This window comes from Methylobacterium sp. Ger2507 (genome assembly GCF_055231875.1).
Genome location: NZ_JBUYVC010000001.1, coordinates 4,033,928 through 4,051,287 on the forward strand (window position 1 = coordinate 4,033,928; position 17,360 = coordinate 4,051,287).

At 66.7% G+C, this 17,360-nt stretch carries 13 protein-coding genes; 3 read left to right on the forward strand and 10 right to left on the reverse strand.

Annotation, left to right across the window (positions count from 1 at the left end; translation table 11 throughout):
• Window positions 1-19: 19 nt before the first annotated feature.
• A complete protein-coding gene (locus ACV7NL_RS18585) occupies window positions 20-1,267 on the reverse strand; it encodes an Hsp70 family protein (RefSeq protein WP_056482794.1) in 1,248 nt (415 codons plus the stop codon).
• A gap of 641 nt (window positions 1,268-1,908) precedes the next feature.
• Here ACV7NL_RS18585 and ACV7NL_RS18590 point away from each other — a divergent pair.
• Entirely contained in the window at window positions 1,909-4,023 is a 2,115-nt protein-coding gene (locus ACV7NL_RS18590) for a putative bifunctional diguanylate cyclase/phosphodiesterase (RefSeq protein ID WP_463356454.1), read from the forward strand.
• A 63-nt stretch (window positions 4,024-4,086) separates the two neighbouring features.
• On the opposite strand, the gene ACV7NL_RS18595 is transcribed toward ACV7NL_RS18590, so the two are convergent.
• From ACV7NL_RS18595 to ACV7NL_RS18625, 7 genes are all read right to left on the reverse strand, one after another.
• Window positions 4,087-5,583 carry a carboxypeptidase M32 gene (locus tag ACV7NL_RS18595; protein ID WP_463356455.1) on the reverse strand — a complete coding sequence of 499 codons (1,497 nt, stop codon included), beginning with the start codon at window positions 5,581-5,583 and terminating at the stop codon, window positions 4,087-4,089.
• A 231-nt stretch (window positions 5,584-5,814) separates the two neighbouring features.
• A complete protein-coding gene (locus ACV7NL_RS18600; RefSeq protein WP_463356456.1) occupies window positions 5,815-7,131 on the reverse strand; it encodes a replication-associated recombination protein A in 1,317 nt (438 codons plus the stop codon).
• 75 nt (window positions 7,132-7,206) lie between these two features.
• Window positions 7,207-8,187 (reverse strand): hypothetical protein, encoded by a 981-nt coding sequence (locus tag ACV7NL_RS18605; RefSeq protein WP_463356457.1) that lies wholly within the window; start codon window positions 8,185-8,187, stop codon window positions 7,207-7,209.
• 152 nt (window positions 8,188-8,339) lie between these two features.
• Window positions 8,340-9,818 carry a Do family serine endopeptidase gene (locus ACV7NL_RS18610; RefSeq protein ID WP_463356458.1) on the reverse strand — a complete coding sequence of 493 codons (1,479 nt, stop codon included), beginning with the start codon at window positions 9,816-9,818 and terminating at the stop codon, window positions 8,340-8,342.
• 121 nt (window positions 9,819-9,939) lie between these two features.
• Entirely contained in the window at window positions 9,940-10,641 is a 702-nt protein-coding gene (locus ACV7NL_RS18615; RefSeq protein WP_463356459.1) for a hypothetical protein, read from the reverse strand.
• A 277-nt stretch (window positions 10,642-10,918) separates the two neighbouring features.
• Window positions 10,919-11,281, reverse strand: a complete 363-nt coding sequence (locus ACV7NL_RS18620; RefSeq protein WP_463356460.1) for a phasin — start codon at window positions 11,279-11,281, stop codon at window positions 10,919-10,921.
• A 127-nt stretch (window positions 11,282-11,408) separates the two neighbouring features.
• Complete coding sequence (locus ACV7NL_RS18625) at window positions 11,409-12,662, reverse strand: glycosyltransferase (protein ID WP_463356461.1); 1,254 nt, start codon at window positions 12,660-12,662, stop codon at window positions 11,409-11,411.
• A gap of 163 nt (window positions 12,663-12,825) precedes the next feature.
• On the opposite strand from ACV7NL_RS18625, the gene ACV7NL_RS18630 reads away from it, so the two are divergent.
• Both ACV7NL_RS18630 and ACV7NL_RS18635 read left to right on the forward strand, forming a co-directional pair.
• Window positions 12,826-14,100 (forward strand): glycosyltransferase family 4 protein, encoded by a 1,275-nt coding sequence (locus ACV7NL_RS18630; RefSeq protein WP_056482296.1) that lies wholly within the window; start codon window positions 12,826-12,828, stop codon window positions 14,098-14,100.
• Between the two features lie 125 nt (window positions 14,101-14,225).
• Complete coding sequence (locus ACV7NL_RS18635) at window positions 14,226-14,408, forward strand: hypothetical protein (RefSeq protein ID WP_056482791.1); 183 nt, start codon at window positions 14,226-14,228, stop codon at window positions 14,406-14,408.
• Window positions 14,409-14,577: 169 nt separating this feature from the next.
• Here the strand turns inward: ACV7NL_RS18635 and ACV7NL_RS18640 are convergent, their stop codons facing one another.
• The gene (locus tag ACV7NL_RS18640; RefSeq protein ID WP_056184026.1) at window positions 14,578-16,260 is read right to left on the reverse strand and encodes an acyl-CoA dehydrogenase family protein; all 1,683 of its coding nucleotides are present in this window, start codon (window positions 16,258-16,260) and stop codon (window positions 14,578-14,580) included.
• Between the two features lie 212 nt (window positions 16,261-16,472).
• The gene (locus ACV7NL_RS18645) at window positions 16,473-17,345 is read right to left on the reverse strand and encodes a DMT family transporter (RefSeq protein ID WP_056482293.1); all 873 of its coding nucleotides are present in this window, start codon (window positions 17,343-17,345) and stop codon (window positions 16,473-16,475) included.
• Window positions 17,346-17,360: the final 15 nt, after the last annotated feature.

Sequence of the window (17,360 nt, forward strand, 5' to 3'; positions counted from 1 at the left end):
CGCGTGGGCGACGTCCCGTTCAGGCCGCGCGCCGCGCCGCCTCGATGGTCAAGCCGGTCCCAACCGACCCGAAGGTGTCACCATCGACCACGCGGGCGTTCGGCACGCACGCGGTCAGGGCCGCACGGACATGGGGCAAGCCCGTCGAGCCGCCCGTGAGGAAGAGCGCATCGATGCGGTCGGCGGTCAGGCCGGCCTGCGCGAGGCAGCGTCCGATGCGCTCGGCGATGCGCCGGGCAAGCTCGTCGGTATGAAGGACGAGTCCCGACCGATCGATCTCGGCCCGGAGCCCGGCCTCGACCCAATCGAGGTCGACCCGGCCCTCGCCGTCTTCGGAGGTCGCGATCTTGGCGCCCTCTACTTCCATGGCCAGGGAATGACCGCGCTCGGCCTCCACCACGGTGTGGAGCCGCGCCAGGAGATCGGGGCGGCGGGCGTCGCGGCGCACCTCCTCGATCTCCCGCAGGGTCTTGGCGTTGTAGAGCCGGTTGATGCTCGACCAGGTGGCGAGGTCGTGGAAATAGCCGGTCGGCACGTCGAGATCGCCCCGGTTCATGGCGCTGCCCAGGCCGAGCAGGGGCATCACGGTCCCGAGGCTGAGGCGACGATCGAAATCGGTACCGCCGATGCGCACGCCGTCATTGGCCAGGATGTCGTCGCTGCGCTCGCGCTTGGCATGCCGCTCCGGCGACAGGCGCACGATCGAGAAATCCGAGGTGCCGCCCCCGATATCCGCGATCAGGGCGATCTCCTCCGCGCGCACCTGCTGCTCGTAGTCGAGGGCCGCCGCGATCGGTTCGAACTGGAACGAGACGTGACGGAAGCCGATGCTGGTTGCAATCTCCCGCAGGGCGTCCTCGGCCCGAGCGTCGCCCTCCGGATCGCCGTCGACAAAGTGGACCGGGCGGCCGTGCACCACGGTGTCGAGGGACTGGCCGCTCGCCGCCTCCGCGCGGGCCTTCACGGCGCTGAGATAGCGCCCGATCACGTCGCGGAACTTGATGCGCTCGCGCCCGACCGGCGTGGTTTCCTCGAGCAGCGACGAACCGAGCACCGATTTGAGGCTTCGCATCAGCCGGCCCGGTGTGCCCTCCACGTACTCGGCCATGGCAGCGCGCCCGACGAAGGGCGGCTGTCCCGGCGGAAAGAAGATCGCGCTGGGGATCGTCACATGGCGCCCTTCGAGGGGCATGAGCTGCGGACGCTGCCCGGTCACGAGGCCGAGGGTGGTGTTCGAGGTACCGAAGTCGAGGCCGCAGGCCGCCATGATGGTCTCCGGCATCAGCGCTGGATGATAGGGCCGGCTCCCCTACAGGCTGGCTCCCGCGAGGTCCATGAGTTTTGTGCAGTGCGGCCGTGCCGGACCCGAGCCCTCCGGTGCGCGAGCGCGCGCCGCGCGACGGGAGCGCCGATTCGCCAGAGGGTCATGTCGATCACGAATTGGTGAAGTGCGGCTGTGTTCGAGCCCGCCGATGAGGTTCTGCCAGTGGATCGTATGGCCGGACGGTGCGGTGGTGCGGATTCGCGACGCCAGTCGAGGCAAGTGCATCGTCATCGAACCTTCAGGTCGTCGCGGACGGCGCGGAATCGGCTTGTCGGCCCGTGCCGAATTCTCGGCGTACAGCACCCGGACCTCATGGCAGAGCACTATCATCTTGCCAGCTGCTATTGTCGTTTCTGGCGAATATAGACAATATAATCTAGGGTTGTGGAGTTTATATTTGAGAATATCAAGCAACAAAAAGCATGATTTAGAAAAAATTCAATTGTTTGAAGCACAGCGTCGGGTCTGGTCAACACGGCATCCCAGGCGTTCGACGCTCAGGGGGCATGGGCTCTGAAGGGTCGTGCGTAACGGCTGCCGGAATGGCGGATCGTGAGGCACGGATTCCGGGTGGGATGGAAACGATGACGGGCTGTCCGATTCTCGCGAAAGCACCGCCCGGCACCGCCATGCCGCTCGAACCTCTCGACTTCGAGCGCATGTTCGACGTCCTTCCGGTCGGCGCCATGACGTGCAACCTCGACACCTTCAAAATCGACTACGCCAATCCGTGCTCGATCGCCCTGCTTCAATCGATCCGTGAGACGCTCGGGTTCGATCCGGAGACCATCGTGGGCACCTCGATCGACGTGTTTCACCGGGATCCGCTTCACCAGCGCACGCTTCTGTCGGATTCGGGGCGGCTGCCGCACAAGGCGCGGATCTGCTTCGGCCAGGAATGGCTCGACCTGCATATCCATCCTCTGCCCGACTCGACGGGACGGGTCAGCCGCGCCCTGCTGGTCTGGGCCATCGCAACCGCGGAGGTCGCCAAGGAACAGGAGGAGTATCGCCTGCTGCGTATGATCGACGACATGCCGGTGGCGGTGATGACGGTCGATCCCGTCACCTTCAACATCTCCTACCTCAACGAGACCTCGAAGCGGACGTTGGGGCAGATCAAGGATCTGCTGCCGATCAAGCCGTCCGAGTTGCTCGGGGCCTCAATCGACGTCTTCCATCGCCATCCGCACCACCAGCGCCAGCTCCTGGCCGACCCCGCCAACCTTCCCCATCACGCCCGGATCAAGCTCGGGTCCGAGGTGCTGGACCTTCAGGTCTCGGCGGTGACGGGAACGGATGGCGTCTATCTCGGCCCGATGCTGACCTGGTCCGTGATCACCAAGCAGGTTGCAGCAGAAGCCCGAATTCAGCAGCTGGCGCATTTCGACACGCTGACCGCCCTGGCCAACCGCAACACCTTCCGCGAGCACCTCAAGGCCTGCCTCGCGCGTCCCGATCCCAAGCTGGGCCTGCTGTTCATCGATCTCGACGGCTTCAAGTTCGTCAACGATTCCCACGGCCATCTTGTCGGAGACACGCTGCTGATCCGGGTGGCGGATCGGCTCCGGGCCTGCTGCGGACGCCCCGGAACCATGGTCGCGCGCCTGGGCGGCGATGAGTTCGCCATCCTGATCGCCGAGGCCGGCATCGAGGAGGCGCGGGACGTCGCCAGGACCCTGCTCCTCGAGATCGTCGCGCCCTATCAGATCGAGGCCGAACGCCGGCTCGAGATCGGCGCCTCGATCGGCGTGGCGGCGGCGCCGGAGCACGGAACCGATTCCGAGATCCTGCTGTCGCGGGCCGACATGGCGCTCTATGCCGCCAAGGCGGCCGGCAAGAAGACCTTCCGGGTGTTCACACCCGAACTGGAGACGCGGGTGCACGAGCGCGTGCGCCTCGAAGGCAAGCTGCGTGCGGCGCTCGCGCAGGCCGACAGCCTGTTCCTGTTCTACCAGCCGATCACCGACATCGCGACCGGACGGGTCACGGCGCGCGAAGGCCTCATCCGCTGGCATCATCGGACGCGGGGCTGGATTTCACCCGCCGAGTTCATCCCGGTCGCCGAGGAGAGCGGACTGATCGACGAACTCGGCATCTGGGTCCTCAATCGCGCCTGCCGGGACGCCGCGTCCTGGGACGACGACGCGCGGGTCGCCGTCAATGTCTCGGCCAAGCAGCTCGGCAAGGGCACCCTCGCGTCGAACATCTTGGCGGCGCTGGTCGGTGCCGGCCTGGAGCCGAGCCGCCTGGAAATCGAGATCACCGAGAGTGCCCTGCTCGCCGATGAGCTCGACTGCCTCGCGGATCTGCGTCGCGTCCGCGATCTCGGCGTCCGGGTGGCGCTCGACGATTTCGGAACCGGGTTCTCGTCGCTGGCGCATCTGCGCTCCTTCCCCTTCGATAAGATCAAGATCGATGGGTCGTTCGTGCAGGATGCGGTGCAGCGTCCTGAATGCGCGGCGATCGTCGGGGTCGTCGCCGATCTCGGCCGCCGCCTCGGCGTCACCACCGTGGCCGAGGGGGTCGAAACCCAGGCCCATCTCGATCTCGTCACGGCCGAGGGCTGCACGGAGGTCCAGGGCTACCTGCTCGGTCGTCCCGTGCCCTCCGCGCGCGATGCCGCGACCATCGCGGCGCTGAACCGGCAGGCGGCCCTGCATCGGCCGACGTCCCAGGTCCGGGCGATCGCGTCGTAACGGACTCGGAGCCACCCGCCTGCGGCGATGAGGCCGCCTCTGCACGCCGCTGTCACCGGAATGTCAGGACTCTCCGAGGTAGCGGTGATGCAGGTGGCGCGTGAAGTCCGCGGCGCTCAGCGGACGTCCGGTCGCGGCCACGAGCAGGTCATCGGTCTCCAGCAGACTGGCCCGCGCGTGCACACTTTCGCGCAGCCAGCCGCGCAAATCCGTGAAGTCGCCGACGGCGAGGCCGGTCAGGATGCCCGGCGCCGCCTCGCAGGCGGCCCGGAACAACTGCGCCGCCGCCATGGCGCCGAGGGTGTAGGTCGGGAAGTAACCGAAGCTTCCGCTCGGCCAGTGGATGTCCTGGAGGCAGCCCTGGCGGTCGTCCGGCACGGTCAGGCCGAGGAGATCCCGCAGGCCGTCGTTGAAGGCACCGGGCAGGTCGTTCACCGCGAGGTCGCCCGCGATCATCGCGGTTTCGAGGTCGTAGCGCAGCAGGATATGCGCCGGATACGTGACCTCGTCGGCATCGACCCGGATCAAGCCTGGCTCGACCCGTGTGTAGAGCCCGTGCAGATTCTCGGCGGTCCAGGCCGGCCCCTCCCCGCCGAAGGCTTCCCGCAGGACGGGGGCGAGGAAGCTGCAGAACGCGAACGAGCGGCAGGCCTGCATCTCCACCAGCAACGATTGGCTCTCGTGCAGGGTCATGCCCCTGGCAGTGCCTACCGGCTGATGGCGCCACGCGGCGGGGAGGCCCTGCTCGTAGAGGGCGTGCCCGGTCTCGTGCAGCACGCCCATCAGAGCGCGAGACGCATCGTCGCTGTCGTAGCGGGTGGTGATCCGCACGTCGTCGGCCGCGCCCCCGCAGAACGGATGCAGGCTCACGTCGAGGCGGCCGCGGGTCATGTCGAAGCCGACGGCCTGCATCAGGCGCTCCCCGATCGCCGCCTGCGTCTCCACCGGGAACGGACCCGGCAGCGGCAGCGGTGCCGGGCCGGAGGCCTGACGGGCGCGGACCGCTTCGATCAGGCCCGGCAGCGTCGCGCGCAGATCCGCGAACAGGGGATCGATGGTGGCGCGGCGCATGCCGGGATCGTAGCCGTCGAGGAGGGCATCGTAGGAATCGAGGCCCAGCGCCGTCCCCTTGGCTGCACCGACCGCGCGCTGCAGGTGCAGGGTCTCGGCGAGGGCGGGCGCCAGCTGCCCGAAATCGGACTGCGCGCGGGCCTCGCGCCAGATCATCCCGGAGCGCGAGGAAGCCTTGGAGCTTGCCGCCACGAGGTCGGCCGGGACCGCCGAGGCATGGAGATAGGCGCGGCGCATCTCGCGCAGGTTCGCCCCTTCCCAGGGGTCGAGGTGCTGGCGCTCGTCATGGGCCTGGTCGATCAGGTCGCCGGTCTGCGACGCGGTGAGGATCTCGTGGGCGATGACCGAGAGCTGCGCCAACTGCTCGGCCCGCCCGTCCGCCGCACCGGCCGGCATCAGGGTCTGGCGATCCCAGTGGAGGATGCCGGCCGCGTCGCCGAGGGCGCCGAGGCGGGCGAAACGTGCGGTGAGGGTGTGGTAGGCCTGCATGGGTGGAGTCTTCGGACCTGTGAGCGTTCGCGGATCGGTTTCGCCCTCCAGCCTTCATCCCTCCCGGCCGCGCTGTCCAGCGGCCGCGCTGGCAACCGCTGGAGGTGTGGGGCAGCGGGTCGGCTCACAGCAGCCCGTATCCGCGGCAGAGCGCGACGGCCATCCACCGCTGGGTCACCCTCCGCTGGGTCATACTTGGCTTGACCATGCTCCGCCGGGCCTGCCGGCGGTTCAGTCTTCGTCGGCGCGGCGCTGGCGGCGCAGATCCTCCCAATGGGCCAGGCGGTCGCCGTAGCGCTGCTCCATGCCCCGGTCGGTGGGCGCGTAGAAGTGCTGGCGCCCGAGCTTCTCGGGCCAGTAATCCTGGCCCGAGAACGCGTCCGGCTCGTCGTGGTCGTAGCGGTAGCCCTCGCCGTAGCCGATCTTGCGCATCAGCTTGGTCGATCCGTTGAGGATGGTGCGAGGCGGCGGCAGGGAGCCGTGCTCCTTGGCCACCCGGGTGGCGGCCTTGTAGGCGTTGTAGACCGCGTTCGATTTCGGCGCGCAGGCGAGATAGACCGTGACCTGGGCCAGAGCCAGCTCGCCCTCGGGCGAGCCCAGGAAATCGAAGGCGTCCTTCGCCGCGGTGGCCACCACCAGGGCCTGCGGGTCGGCGAGCCCGATATCCTCCACCGCCATGCGCACGAGGCGGCGGGCGATGAACAGGCGGTCCTCGCCCCCGTCGAGCATCCGGCAGAGATAATACAAGGCCGCGTCGGGGTCTGAGCCCCGCACGGTCTTATGCAGGGCGCTGATGAGGTTGTAGTGCCCCTCCTGGCTCTTGTCGTAGATCGGCGCCCGCCGCTGGATGATCGCCTGCAACTGCTCCGCGTCGAAGACCTCGCCCGGTTTCGCCGAGCGCCAGACCTCCTCGGCCAGGGTCAGGGCCGCGCGGCCATCCCCGTCGGCCATGCGGACGAGCACGCCGCGCGCCTCCTCGTCCAGGGGGAGCGGCTGCGCCGTCAGAGCTTCCGCGCGGACCAGCAGCTTGGCGATGGCGGCATCGTCCAGCGCCCGGAACAGCAGCACGCGGGCACGGGAGAGCAGCGCGGCGTTCAGCTCGAAGGACGGGTTCTCGGTGGTGGCGCCCACCAGCGTCACCGTGCCGTCCTCCATCACGGGCAGGAAGGCGTCGAGCTGCGCCCGGTTGAACCGGTGGATCTCATCCACGAAGAGCAGCGTGCCCCGTCCCATGGCCCGGCGCCCGCGCGCCGCGTCGAAGACTTTCCGAAGTTCGGCGATGCCGGAGAAGATCGCCGAGATCTGTTCGAAGTGCAGGTCGGTCTCGTGCGCGAGCAGGCGCGCCACGGTGGTCTTACCGGTGCCGGGCGGCCCCCAGAACACCAGCGAGCCGAACGACCGGGCGTTGAGGAGGCGGGTCAGCGCTCCGTCCGGACCTGTCAGGTGCTCCTGGCCCACCACCTCGGCCAGGGTTTTCGGCCGCAGGGCATCGGCGAGGGGGCGGGGCGCGGCATGGGCGAGGCCGGCGGAGGCGAAGAGGTCGGACATCGGCACATCAAAGCTTTAAAGTTAGGTTATTTGACTGTATTAGATTTAGGATAATTAGAAAAAATTAGAGTTTTGTTAAATCAAAATGAGTTGATTTTTACTTTTTGATGCTATCGTCGCATGAATATTGAGAATAATTGTCCCTATATTGTTCGGTGACAGAATTTCATCATCCATTTCATCGTAAATTTCCCGATTTATTGTTGATGATGGATCTACTAAACATGTAAATGCAAGAGCCTGAATTAGTATAAGAGTTATTCGGCTTGCATAATATAGCCTCTGGGTGGAATTTACGACATCGCTTTCCCCGTCCCCGCCGTGGTCCTCTGGATATGGCGCAGTTTCCTCACCGTGCATAACGCGATTGCGAACAATGCGTATTATCTCAGCGGCTTGTTCAACGATGGGTTTGTCTAACTCTCGGAGAAGCTTCTGAATGTCTTTCGAATTTCTAGTGCTCCCGTCCTGGTAGCATGATCTAAGGCAAAGAATATAGATATCTCGCAAAAACGGAAGACTATAGTCCGGAAATTTACTTTCTGCTAGAATAACTCGTCCCTTTGCCCCAGTTTTTTTCCTGATCTCTTTCGTGTCTCCTGCTACTTCAATCGCGCACTCGTATGCCAACCACACAAAGTTAAAAAATATCTGCGATGCTATATACTTACTAACGGTCTCACTGTGGGCCTTCTCAAACTCCCAGGCGGGCCGACAATACGAAATCGATCCGGAGTCGTCGACCGATGACGTATCGGCATATACATCATTAATACTTGCTGCCATATGAATCTGATTACGTACAGATTCCCAATTGTAGTCGGTACATTTGATGGATTTAAATTGATTATCGAGATCTAAATCCCTAATGACGTTGAATAAACTTGCCGCGTGGTCTTTAATAGCACAGAGCTTATTGGCCGATTCAGATGCATCGTTGATTTTGAGCGACCTGATATAATTTGTATGAATATCCTCCGGGTCTACTGCTCGGTATTTTACTATTATTTTTCCTTCTGAGTTAATATTAACCCGGCTGTATCCAGGGATTTTCATTATCTCGCTCAAATCTAAAGCAGGAGCAAGCTGAGTGTTAAATTGTTTTACAGTAGGAAAATTGGATATCAGACAAGTTTTTTTGCTAAAAAAACTTACTAGCGACGATATTTTATTCCACAAAATTCGGCTTCGAAGAGGCTTTGACATATTTACCCCCCGAACATCGATGTCATCACCTCGCCGCCGCGGTTGATCGAGACCTCCCACATGTTGAGGCTGTTGCGGGTGACCCGCTCCAGGTCCTTCGTGGTGGCGATCGGCAGGCCGTTGATGGCGACGATCATGTCCCCCTTCTGTAGGCCGGCGCGGGCCGCGATCGAACCCTCATCGACGCCGGCGACCGCCACGCCCTCGGACGGGAAATCCACCTGGAGCTCTTCCGCCACGGCCGGCGAAGTGTTCACCAGGGTGGCGCCGAGGAAGGGCGACCGGGTCCGCACCTTCAGGGTGTCGCGCGGCCGGGTCTCCGGCGCCGGCCCGAGCTTGACGGCGATCGTCGAACGCCCGGTCCCGCGCAGGATGCCGAACTTGGTCTGGCCGGTGAGGCCCTTCAGGGCGAAGCGGTAGCCGAAGGCCTCCGGGTCGTCGACGACCTTGCCGTCCACGGTCAGGATGAGGTCGCCGCGCTTCAGGCCGGCCTCTTCGGCCGGACTCTTCGGCTGCAGGCTCGCCACCAGGACGCCCGTCGGATGGTCGAGGCCCATGCTCTCGGCGATGTCGGGCGTCACGCTCTGTACGCGCGCGCCGAGCCAGGGCCGGCGTACGGCGGTGGCGCCGCCCTTGGCGGTCTCGACCACGGCCCGGACCATGCTCGCCGGGATCGCGAAGCCGATGCCGTGGCTGCCGCCCGATTGCGAGTAGATCGCGGTGTTGATGCCGACGAGCTGTCCCTGGAGATCGACCAGGGCCCCGCCGGAATTGCCCGGATTGATGGCGGCGTCGGTCTGAATGAAGAACTGATAGTCCGAGGAGCCGACCTGCGTGCGCGCCAGCGCCGAGACGATACCCTGCGTCACGGTCTGGCCGACACCGAACGGATTGCCGATCGCCATGACGAAATCGCCGACCTCGAGGGCTTCGGAATCGCCGAAGGCCATGGGGATCAGGCCGCCGGTCGGGTTCTTGATCTTGACCACGGCGAGGTCGGTGCGCGGATCGCGCAGCACGATGGTGGCCTCGAACTCGCGCCGGTCGGCGAGCGCGACCCGCACCTCGTTCATGTTCTCAATGACATGATTGTTGGTGATGACGAGGCCGGACTCGTCGACGATCACGCCGGATCCGAGCGACTTCTGGGCGCGCTCCCCGGGGGCTCCGCCGCGACCACGGCCGCCGTTCTCGCCGAAGAACCGGCGCATGAACTCGTCCATGGCGCTGCGGCTCTGGCCGCGCGTCTCCACGTGCGAGGCGTAGACATTCACCACCGAGGGCGCGGCCCGTTTGACCACGGGCGCGAAGGAGAGCTGCACCTGCCCCTTGGCGAGGGGCGCCACCTTGTCGGGAAGCGCTCTGTCCGGGGACGCCTTCTCGGCAGGCCCCTCCGGCGTCTTCATCATCTGCGCCGAGGCCGGCGCGGCGGCGAGCGTCGCGGTCAGCAGCGGGACGAGCAGAAGGGACGAACGCGGCATGGACAACTCCCGGGGACCTGGCGTCGCAGCCATGCCCCGGTCTGGGACGTGGCCGCGACGGATGCCGGGATATCTAGACGGGTCGGGCCGTCGGCGCGAGGGGCGCCGCGTCCGGGGACTTTCAGCGCCGCACGATCGCGGCGGTGAGACGGCTGGTCCGCCGGGCGAGTGCCGCGAAGCAGCTCAGCGAGGCATCGGCCGCCCGCTGCATCTCGGAGACCTGCAGGCGGATCGCATCCGCCGGAGTCGCAGCGCCCGAGAGCGCCTTCAGATGCGCCATGGCGGCCACGCTCTCCCCGCGCAGATAGGCGAGAACCGTGGTGTTCACCTCGCCCACCTCACCCATCAGCTCCGTCAATCGGGGCGGCGTGAGCGCTCCGGTCGTCGCTGGCGGGCTCGCCACGGCGGGGGCCAGTGCGGGAAGGGTCGACGGTGCGTCGGCCGCCTCGGGAAGGGTCTGCCTCACGGTCTCGACCGTTTCGGTCGCCACCGCGACCGTCTCACGGGCGAGCTGGGCCGGCTCGGGCGCCTCCTCTGGGACCACCGTGAGATCGTCCGAGAGAGGCGCGGCCTCGGCCCCGTCGCCGGGGGATTGCGCAGATGTCGGCTCGGGCGCAGGCTCAAGCTCGGGCTCGTTGCGACCCGATCCGCCCTCGCCCGCGTGGCTCGCCACCAGGGTCTCAGCCGAGACACCTTCCAGCAACGTTTCGTGAACCGACCCTGTGCCGGGCGACCGATCGTTGGTGTTGGCCGCAGCGGCCTCCGACCCCTGGGAGACCGGCACGAGGCCGGGCTTACCGTCGCCGCCGGTCACGGCCGCCACCGGGTCGGCGTCCTCGACGTTCCTCGGTCCGCCCTCCTGAATTTTGGGGGAAGCCCCGGCCTTGTCTTGCCCGGGACTCTGATCTTTACCCGGACCCTGATCTTTGCCCTGACCCTGATTCTTGCCGTGCCCCTGAGGTGGCATCCTGCGCCGTCTCGACATGTCGCTGTCTCCTTGCCGCTCCGGGTCGATGATGAACCCGAAACGGGCCGGTGTCGCGCAGGCGTGTCGCGCAGAAGCCCCGCGCCGATGCCTGAGTTCGGGGCCGGATCGTCCCTCAGGCCGAGGGACGCAACGTGTTCTGGGCGAGGGCGCCGAGGTCCTTGGCCTGCGCCTGCAGGGTGGCGATCTGGCTGCGCAGGAATTCGCCTTGCAGCGCGAAGGCTTCGCGGAGGTCACGGGTGCGGACCAGCTTCTGGGCGAAGTCGAACGTCGCGGCCGCGTTTTCCTGAACCTGGTCGAGACCCTTGACGACGACGGTCTGCATCGATTCCTGCACCGACTTCGACGTGGTCTGCATCTGCTCTGCGGTCTTGATGGCGGTGCCGATGACATTGCCGACGGCGACCCGGGCCTCGTCGACGCTCTTCTCGGCGAGCGCGCGCATCTCGGTGGGGATCTCGAAGGTTTGACCGTTCATTGCGATACGCTCCAGAGTGCACCGAGTCGTTCGGTGCGCTGCGAGAGATTTATGTTGCGCCGCACCATGCAGGTCAATGGGTCTACGGCTGACAGGTGAAAAATTTTGCCGCTTTGCTGATGCGGGATCACGAGGCCCGGATCGCGCTGCGAAGACTTGGGACAGCGGTGCCCGGCACGGCGAGGATGCGTTCATAGACACCGATCAGCGCGTCGGCATGCTTGGTCAGGGTCATGGGGCGCGACCAGTAGCCGGCATGCGCCGCCGCACCGAGGCGGGCGGTTCGGGTATCGTCGCGGAACAGCGCGGCGGCCCGCGCCAGGGTGTCCGGATCGGGCGAGACGGAACACCCGTTCACCCCGTCGATGACGGCATCGGATGCTCCGGAGCGATCGGAGGCGAGAACCGGAATGCCGTGGGCGAGAGCTTCGTAGACCGTGAGAGGGCCGGTCTCGTACCAGCGCGACGGCGCCGCGATGGCGCGGGCCCGCCGACGCAGCAGGGTCCAGACCGCTTCGGGAGCCTGCCAGCCGACGAGTTCGACGCCCGGCAGCGCGCGCAGTTCGTCCTCCAGGGGACCGGCCCCGATGAACAGGGCGGGCAGGCCGGCCGCCTGCGCGGCCTCCGCCACGAGGTCGGCACCCTTCTCCCGCGTCAGGCGACCGACATACGCGATGGCATCGCCCCGCGCTGGATCGGCCGGCGGCTGGCGCTCAACCCGGACCGGGTTGTCGACCCGGTAATGGGTGACGTCCAACTCCTGAAGGAGGCCGCCCAGGCGCGCCACGCTCGCATCGCAGACATGGATGACAGCGAGCCGTCGGCGTTTCAGGGTCGCGCGCTGAGCCATCGAGCGACCCACCCGCACGAGCTTGTGCAGGCGGGTGCGGCCGTCACAGGGTGCTGCGATACAGGGGGCCGAGAGGGGTTTCAGGGTACAGGGCTCGGCCCGATCGAAGCGGTAATACACCCCGTTCGGACAGGCGAGGAAGTAGTCGTGCGCCGTCACCGCTACCGGTAGGTTGCGCGCGAACAGGATCGGAAACACGCTCGGCGACAGGCTGCGGGTCCATTGATGGAGATGGATCAGGTCCGGCCGCACCGGCAGGGCATCGAGGGCCGCCCCCAGGCGCGTGGCCGCCCCGGCGTCCCACAGGCCGCTGAATGCGGCCCTGTGCGCCGGTCGCGCCCAGATGTCCGTATTGCCGAGGGTGATGCGGCGGATCCGGGCATGGTCGAGGAGCGGATCCATTGGGCCATCGATGGCCTGGATGTAGGTGACGTCGATGCCGGCCTCGGCGAGGCCGCGCGCGGATTCGACCGCGACCTTTTCGGCGCCCCCGCTCGCCACCGCGAACTCGGCCAACACGACGATCTGCATGGCCCTGCCCCAGGTGACGGGTAACGCCCAAGGTGACGGGCGGGACCCAAGAATGTCGGGAGACTTCCATCGTTCTCCGCACCCGGATCAGCGATTTACCGGAGATCAACGCACGTTCGGTAAAGATCGGACGAACTGTCATCGTTGGCCGGGACTGTCCACCATGCATGTCGTCCTCGTCGTCGACCACGCCTACATCAATGGCGGGCAGGCCAAGGTCGCGCTGGATGCGGGCCTGGGGTTACGCGCCCGCGGACACCGCGTCACCGTGTTCGCAGCGGTCGGTCCCGCCGACCCGCGCCTGGAGGCCGCGGGCATCCGCGTCGTCTGTCTCGGCCAGGACGATGTGGGCACGACGACGAACAAGTTCGCCTTCGCCGCCCAGGCCATCTGGAATCGCCCGGCGGCCCGGCGCCTCGCCGCCGAACTGCAGGGGCTCGATCCGCACGACACGGTGGTCCACGTCCACGCCTTCGCCAAGGCCCTCTCGCCCTCGATCGGGCGCAGCCTCGCGGCCTCCGGGCTGGCGCTGCTCTACACCATGCACGAGTTCTTCCTCGTCTGCCCCAATGGCGGCTTCTACGAGTATCCCGCCGCCCGGATCTGCCAGCGCACACCGATGTCCCCGGGCTGCCTGACCACGAATTGCGATGCGCGCAGCTACCCTCGCAAGCTCCTGCGGGTGGTGCGCCACCTCGCCCTCGAGCATCTGGCTGGCATGAAGGCCCTGTTCCCCCATATCGTGACCATCAGTGCCCTACAGGAGCGGGTGATCGCCCCCCACCTGCCCCCCGCGACCCGCTTCCACCGGGTCGACAATCCCATTGCGGTCGCACAGGCGCCGCTCCGCACCGGCCCACCCGGCGCGTGTCTGTTCGTCGGCCGCATCTCCACCGAGAAGGGCGCTCCGATCTTTGCCGAGGCGGCGCGCCGCGCCGGCATCCGCCCGGTCTTCGTCGGCGACGGTCCGGCGCGCGCCGAACTCGAGGCGCGCTATCCCGAGGCGGTGATGCTCGGCTGGCGCGACGAGGCCGGTGTCCAGGCCCTGATGCGGCAGGCCCGCGCCCTGGTCTTTCCGAGCGTCTGGTACGAGGGCCAGCCTTTGACGGTGTACGAAGCGCTCGCCTGCGGTGCGCCCGTGGTCGTCAGCGACGCCTGTGCCGGGCGGGAAGCGGTGGAGGACGGCGAGACCGGCTTCTGGTTCCGGTCCGGCGATCCCGACTCCCTCGCCGCCCACCTCGTCCGTCTCTCCGACGACAGCCTCGCGGAGCGCATGAGCCGCGCCGCCTACAAGCGCTACTGGGCGGCTCCCCTGACGCCGGATGCGCATCTCGATCGCCTGGGCCAGGTCTACGATTTCGTCCTGCGCGAATGGCGGACGGCCGACCTGCGCGGCCGGCGCGTCGCGACGCGTCCGCAGGTCCCGGCGGCACTCTGAGGGAGCCGGGCGGAACCACGGCCGCGCCATCGTGGAAACCGGAGGCGCGCCCGGCGTTGTCCCGGCTCATCGTCGAGGAAGGTGCTGGCGAGGTCGCCGGCCGCCGAGCCGAGGGAGTGCCGTGCATGGCCGATCATCAGAAGACCCCCGAGACCGACATCATCTCCACCACCGGCAAGCCGGCCCCGAAGGGGTCCGACGGGACTCGTCCCGTGAGCCAGACGGGTGAACGCGACGAGCGTCTCGACGAGGCCCTGGAGGAGACGTTTCCGTCGAGCGATCCCGTGTCGGTGAAGATCACGAAGTAGCCCTTCGCACGGCTGTCCGCTCGCTTCGGCTTCCAAAGCGGGAAACGCAGAACGCCGGGGCGATGATCGCCCCGGCGTTCTGCGTTTCTGGACGGAGACCCGGTTCGGCCCCCGACCCCGACAGAGAGGGCGCTCCGCCGGACCGGGTGAGGTCGGTGCCGCTCTCGGCTCAGGCGGTTTCGAGCAGGCGGCGGGCGATGACCTGAGCCTGGATCTCGGCGGCACCTTCGAAGATCGAGAGGATGCGTGCGTCGCAGAGCACGCGGCTGACCGCGTATTCCAGCGCGAAACCGTTGCCGCCATGGATCTGCAGGGCGTTGTCGGCCGCAGCCCAGGCGACACGGGCGCCGAGCAGCTTGGCCATGCCGGCTTCGAGATCGCAGCGCTTGCCCTCGTCCTTCTCACGGGCCGAGAAGTAGGTCAGCTGGCGGGCGATGTTGATCTCCACCGCCATCATGGCGATCTTGTCGGCCACACGCGGGAAGTTGATCAGCGCCTTGCCGAACTGCACCCGATCCTCGGCGTAGCGCAGGCCGAGATCGAGGGCGTTCTGCGCCACGCCGATGGCGCGGGCCGCGGTCTGGATGCGGGCCGACTCGAAGGTCTGCATGAGCTGCGCAAAGCCCTTGCCCTCGACCTCACCGAGCAGGTTGCCCGCCGGTACTTCGAAATTGTCGAAGGCGAGCTCGTATTCCTTCATGCCGCGGTAGCCGAGCACGTGAATTTCGCCACCGGACAGGCCGGCGACCGGGAAGGGCTCGGCATCGGTGCCGCGCGGCTTCTCGGCGATGAGCAGCGACAGGCCGCGGTGGCCCTTCTCCTCGGGCTTGGTGCGCACGAGGCAGGTCATGATATCGGCGCGCACCGGATGCGTGATCCAGGTCTTGTTGCCCGAGATCTTCCAGACGTCGCCGTCCCGGACGGCCTTGGTGCGCAGCGAAGCGAGATCGGAGCCGGTGTTCGGCTCGGTGAACACGGCGGTGGGAAGCGTGTCGCCCGAGGCGATGCCGGGCAGGAAGCGGTGTTTCTGCTCCTCGGTGCCGCCACAGAGGATGAGTTCCGCCGCGATCTCCGAGCGGGTGCCAAGCGAGCCGACACCGATATAGGCGCGGGACAGTTCCTCGGAGACCACGCACATCGAGATCTTCGGCAGGCCCATGCCGCCGTATTCCTCGGGGATGGTCAGGCCGAAGACGCCGAGTTCGGCCATCTTGGTGACGATCTCCATCGGGATGTAGGCGTTCTGGCTGTGCCACTCATGCGCGTGCGGCACGACTTCGGCGAGGCCGAACCGGCGCATCTCGGAGCGGATCGCCTCCATGTCCTCGTCGAGGCCGGACTTGCCGATGGTGGCCGCACCGCCGTTGTCGCGGATGCGGGCGACGAGCGCGGCGCGGTTCTCGGGGGTGTTGCCCTCGGCGATGAGAGCCTCGACCGCCTCGGTGCGGAACTTGGCCACCTCACGGGCCGCGAGGCCCAGGGAGCCGGTGGGACGCACCATCTCGCCCTGGCTCATGGGAATGCCGGAGAACATCTGGTCGAGGTATTCGCCGAGGCCGATCCGCACGAGCAGGCTCTCGGTCTCGCCGAACTCACCCGCCTCGGTCAGGCGCTGCGCGTAGGCGCCAAGCTCGCGCACGCCCTCGGCATAGGTGGCGATCCAGGCGAGCCCGTGGGTCGCGTGCTGCTCGGTCTCCATCTTCTCGGCCGAGATCTTACCCTCGTCGGACAGGATGGTGGTGCGCACCCGGCGGGTCGCCTCGGCCACCAGGCCCTTGGCCGATTCGGCCGCCTCGCGGGCCAGGGTCAGGAGATCCTGCGGTTCGGTCGAAACGACGGGGGAAGCTGACATGGCACACTCGCTGGAAAAGAGATCACGCTTTGCTGCTCATTATAGGCAGGTTTGACGGGCCTGTAGAGGCGTCTCGCCGCAGCGCGGCACTATCCCTCGTGAATTCATAATCCGCGCGGGCGAAAAACCCTGATTTCTCTTGGCAAACGGCTCAATGCTGAATTTTATTGAGATGTTTCTCAAAGAAAAAGTCACGCAGGTCCGTCGCCGAATCAGCCTCGACTGGCGATCGCGACGCCGAGGGCGGCGATGGCCATGCCCCCCATCTGGATCGGCACCAGGGCCTCGCCGAACAGAACGTAGGCCATCACGGCCGAGACCGGCGGCACCAGAAACAGGAGCGAGGCGACGCCCGCCACGGCCCCGCGCCGAATCAGAACCAGCAGCAGCAGGATACCGCCCACCGAGTTCACGACGATCGACCAGGCGAGCCCGAACCAGAGCGGCGTCGATCCATCGAAACCGCCGGTTCCGAACAGGAGTGCCGCCGGCACGGCAAGGGTCGCGGCGCCCAGGAATTGAAGCGCGGCATTGCTGAGGAGGTCGCCCCCGGTACCGTGGCGCTTCTGCCAGAGCGTTCCGCCCGTCATCGCCACCATGGCCGACAGGCATGCGGCGAGTGCCGGGACCGGGATGCCGGCGGGATCGGAGGCGCCGATCTTCGGGGCCAGCACCAGGAGCGCTCCCGAAAACCCGGTGGCGATCCCGAGCCAGCGCCGCCCGCTCACCGGCTCACCGAGAAGGCGACCGGCCAGCATCGCCGTCAATAAGGGCTGGAGGCTGCCCACGAGAGCGGCGATGCCCGCCGGTAGCCCATGCTGGACCGACCAGAATACGCCGATGACGTAGATCCCCTGCATCAGGATGCCGGCGAGGGCGGCATGGAACCAACCGGCCCGGTCGCGCGGCCAGCGTGCCCGCAGGGCGAGGGCCAGGCCCACGAGGACGAGGGCGACGCCCACCACCCGGATCGCCACGAAGGTGAAGGCCTCGGCATGCGGCGCCACGAAGCGGGCCGCGACGAAGCCCGTCGCCCAGATCAGAACGAACAGGGCCGGGATCAGGGATGAAGTGAATGGTGCCATGGCAAGGCCGCAGGC

What these genes read in the sequence shown, in the direction of transcription:
- ACV7NL_RS18590 (WP_463356454.1), top strand. Translation starts at nt 1,909, where the DNA reads ATGACGGGCTGTCCGATTCTCGCGAAAGCACCGCCCGGCACCGCCATG.
- ACV7NL_RS18585 (WP_056482794.1), bottom strand. Translation starts at nt 1,267, where the DNA reads ATGGCGGCCTGCGGCCTCGACTTCGGTACCTCGAACACCACCCTCGGC.
- ACV7NL_RS18630 (WP_056482296.1), top strand. Translation starts at nt 12,826, where the DNA reads ATGCATGTCGTCCTCGTCGTCGACCACGCCTACATCAATGGCGGGCAG.
- ACV7NL_RS18605 (WP_463356457.1), bottom strand. Translation starts at nt 8,187, where the DNA reads ATGAAAATCCCTGGATACAGCCGGGTTAATATTAACTCAGAAGGAAAA.
- ACV7NL_RS18610 (WP_463356458.1), bottom strand. Translation starts at nt 9,818, where the DNA reads ATGCCGCGTTCGTCCCTTCTGCTCGTCCCGCTGCTGACCGCGACGCTC.
- ACV7NL_RS18645 (WP_056482293.1), bottom strand. Translation starts at nt 17,345, where the DNA reads ATGGCACCATTCACTTCATCCCTGATCCCGGCCCTGTTCGTTCTGATC.
- ACV7NL_RS18620 (WP_463356460.1), bottom strand. Translation starts at nt 11,281, where the DNA reads ATGAACGGTCAAACCTTCGAGATCCCCACCGAGATGCGCGCGCTCGCC.
- ACV7NL_RS18595 (WP_463356455.1), bottom strand. Translation starts at nt 5,583, where the DNA reads ATGCAGGCCTACCACACCCTCACCGCACGTTTCGCCCGCCTCGGCGCC.
- ACV7NL_RS18600 (WP_463356456.1), bottom strand. Translation starts at nt 7,131, where the DNA reads ATGTCCGACCTCTTCGCCTCCGCCGGCCTCGCCCATGCCGCGCCCCGC.
- ACV7NL_RS18625 (WP_463356461.1), bottom strand. Translation starts at nt 12,662, where the DNA reads ATGCAGATCGTCGTGTTGGCCGAGTTCGCGGTGGCGAGCGGGGGCGCC.
- ACV7NL_RS18640 (WP_056184026.1), bottom strand. Translation starts at nt 16,260, where the DNA reads ATGTCAGCTTCCCCCGTCGTTTCGACCGAACCGCAGGATCTCCTGACC.
- ACV7NL_RS18635 (WP_056482791.1), top strand. Translation starts at nt 14,226, where the DNA reads ATGGCCGATCATCAGAAGACCCCCGAGACCGACATCATCTCCACCACC.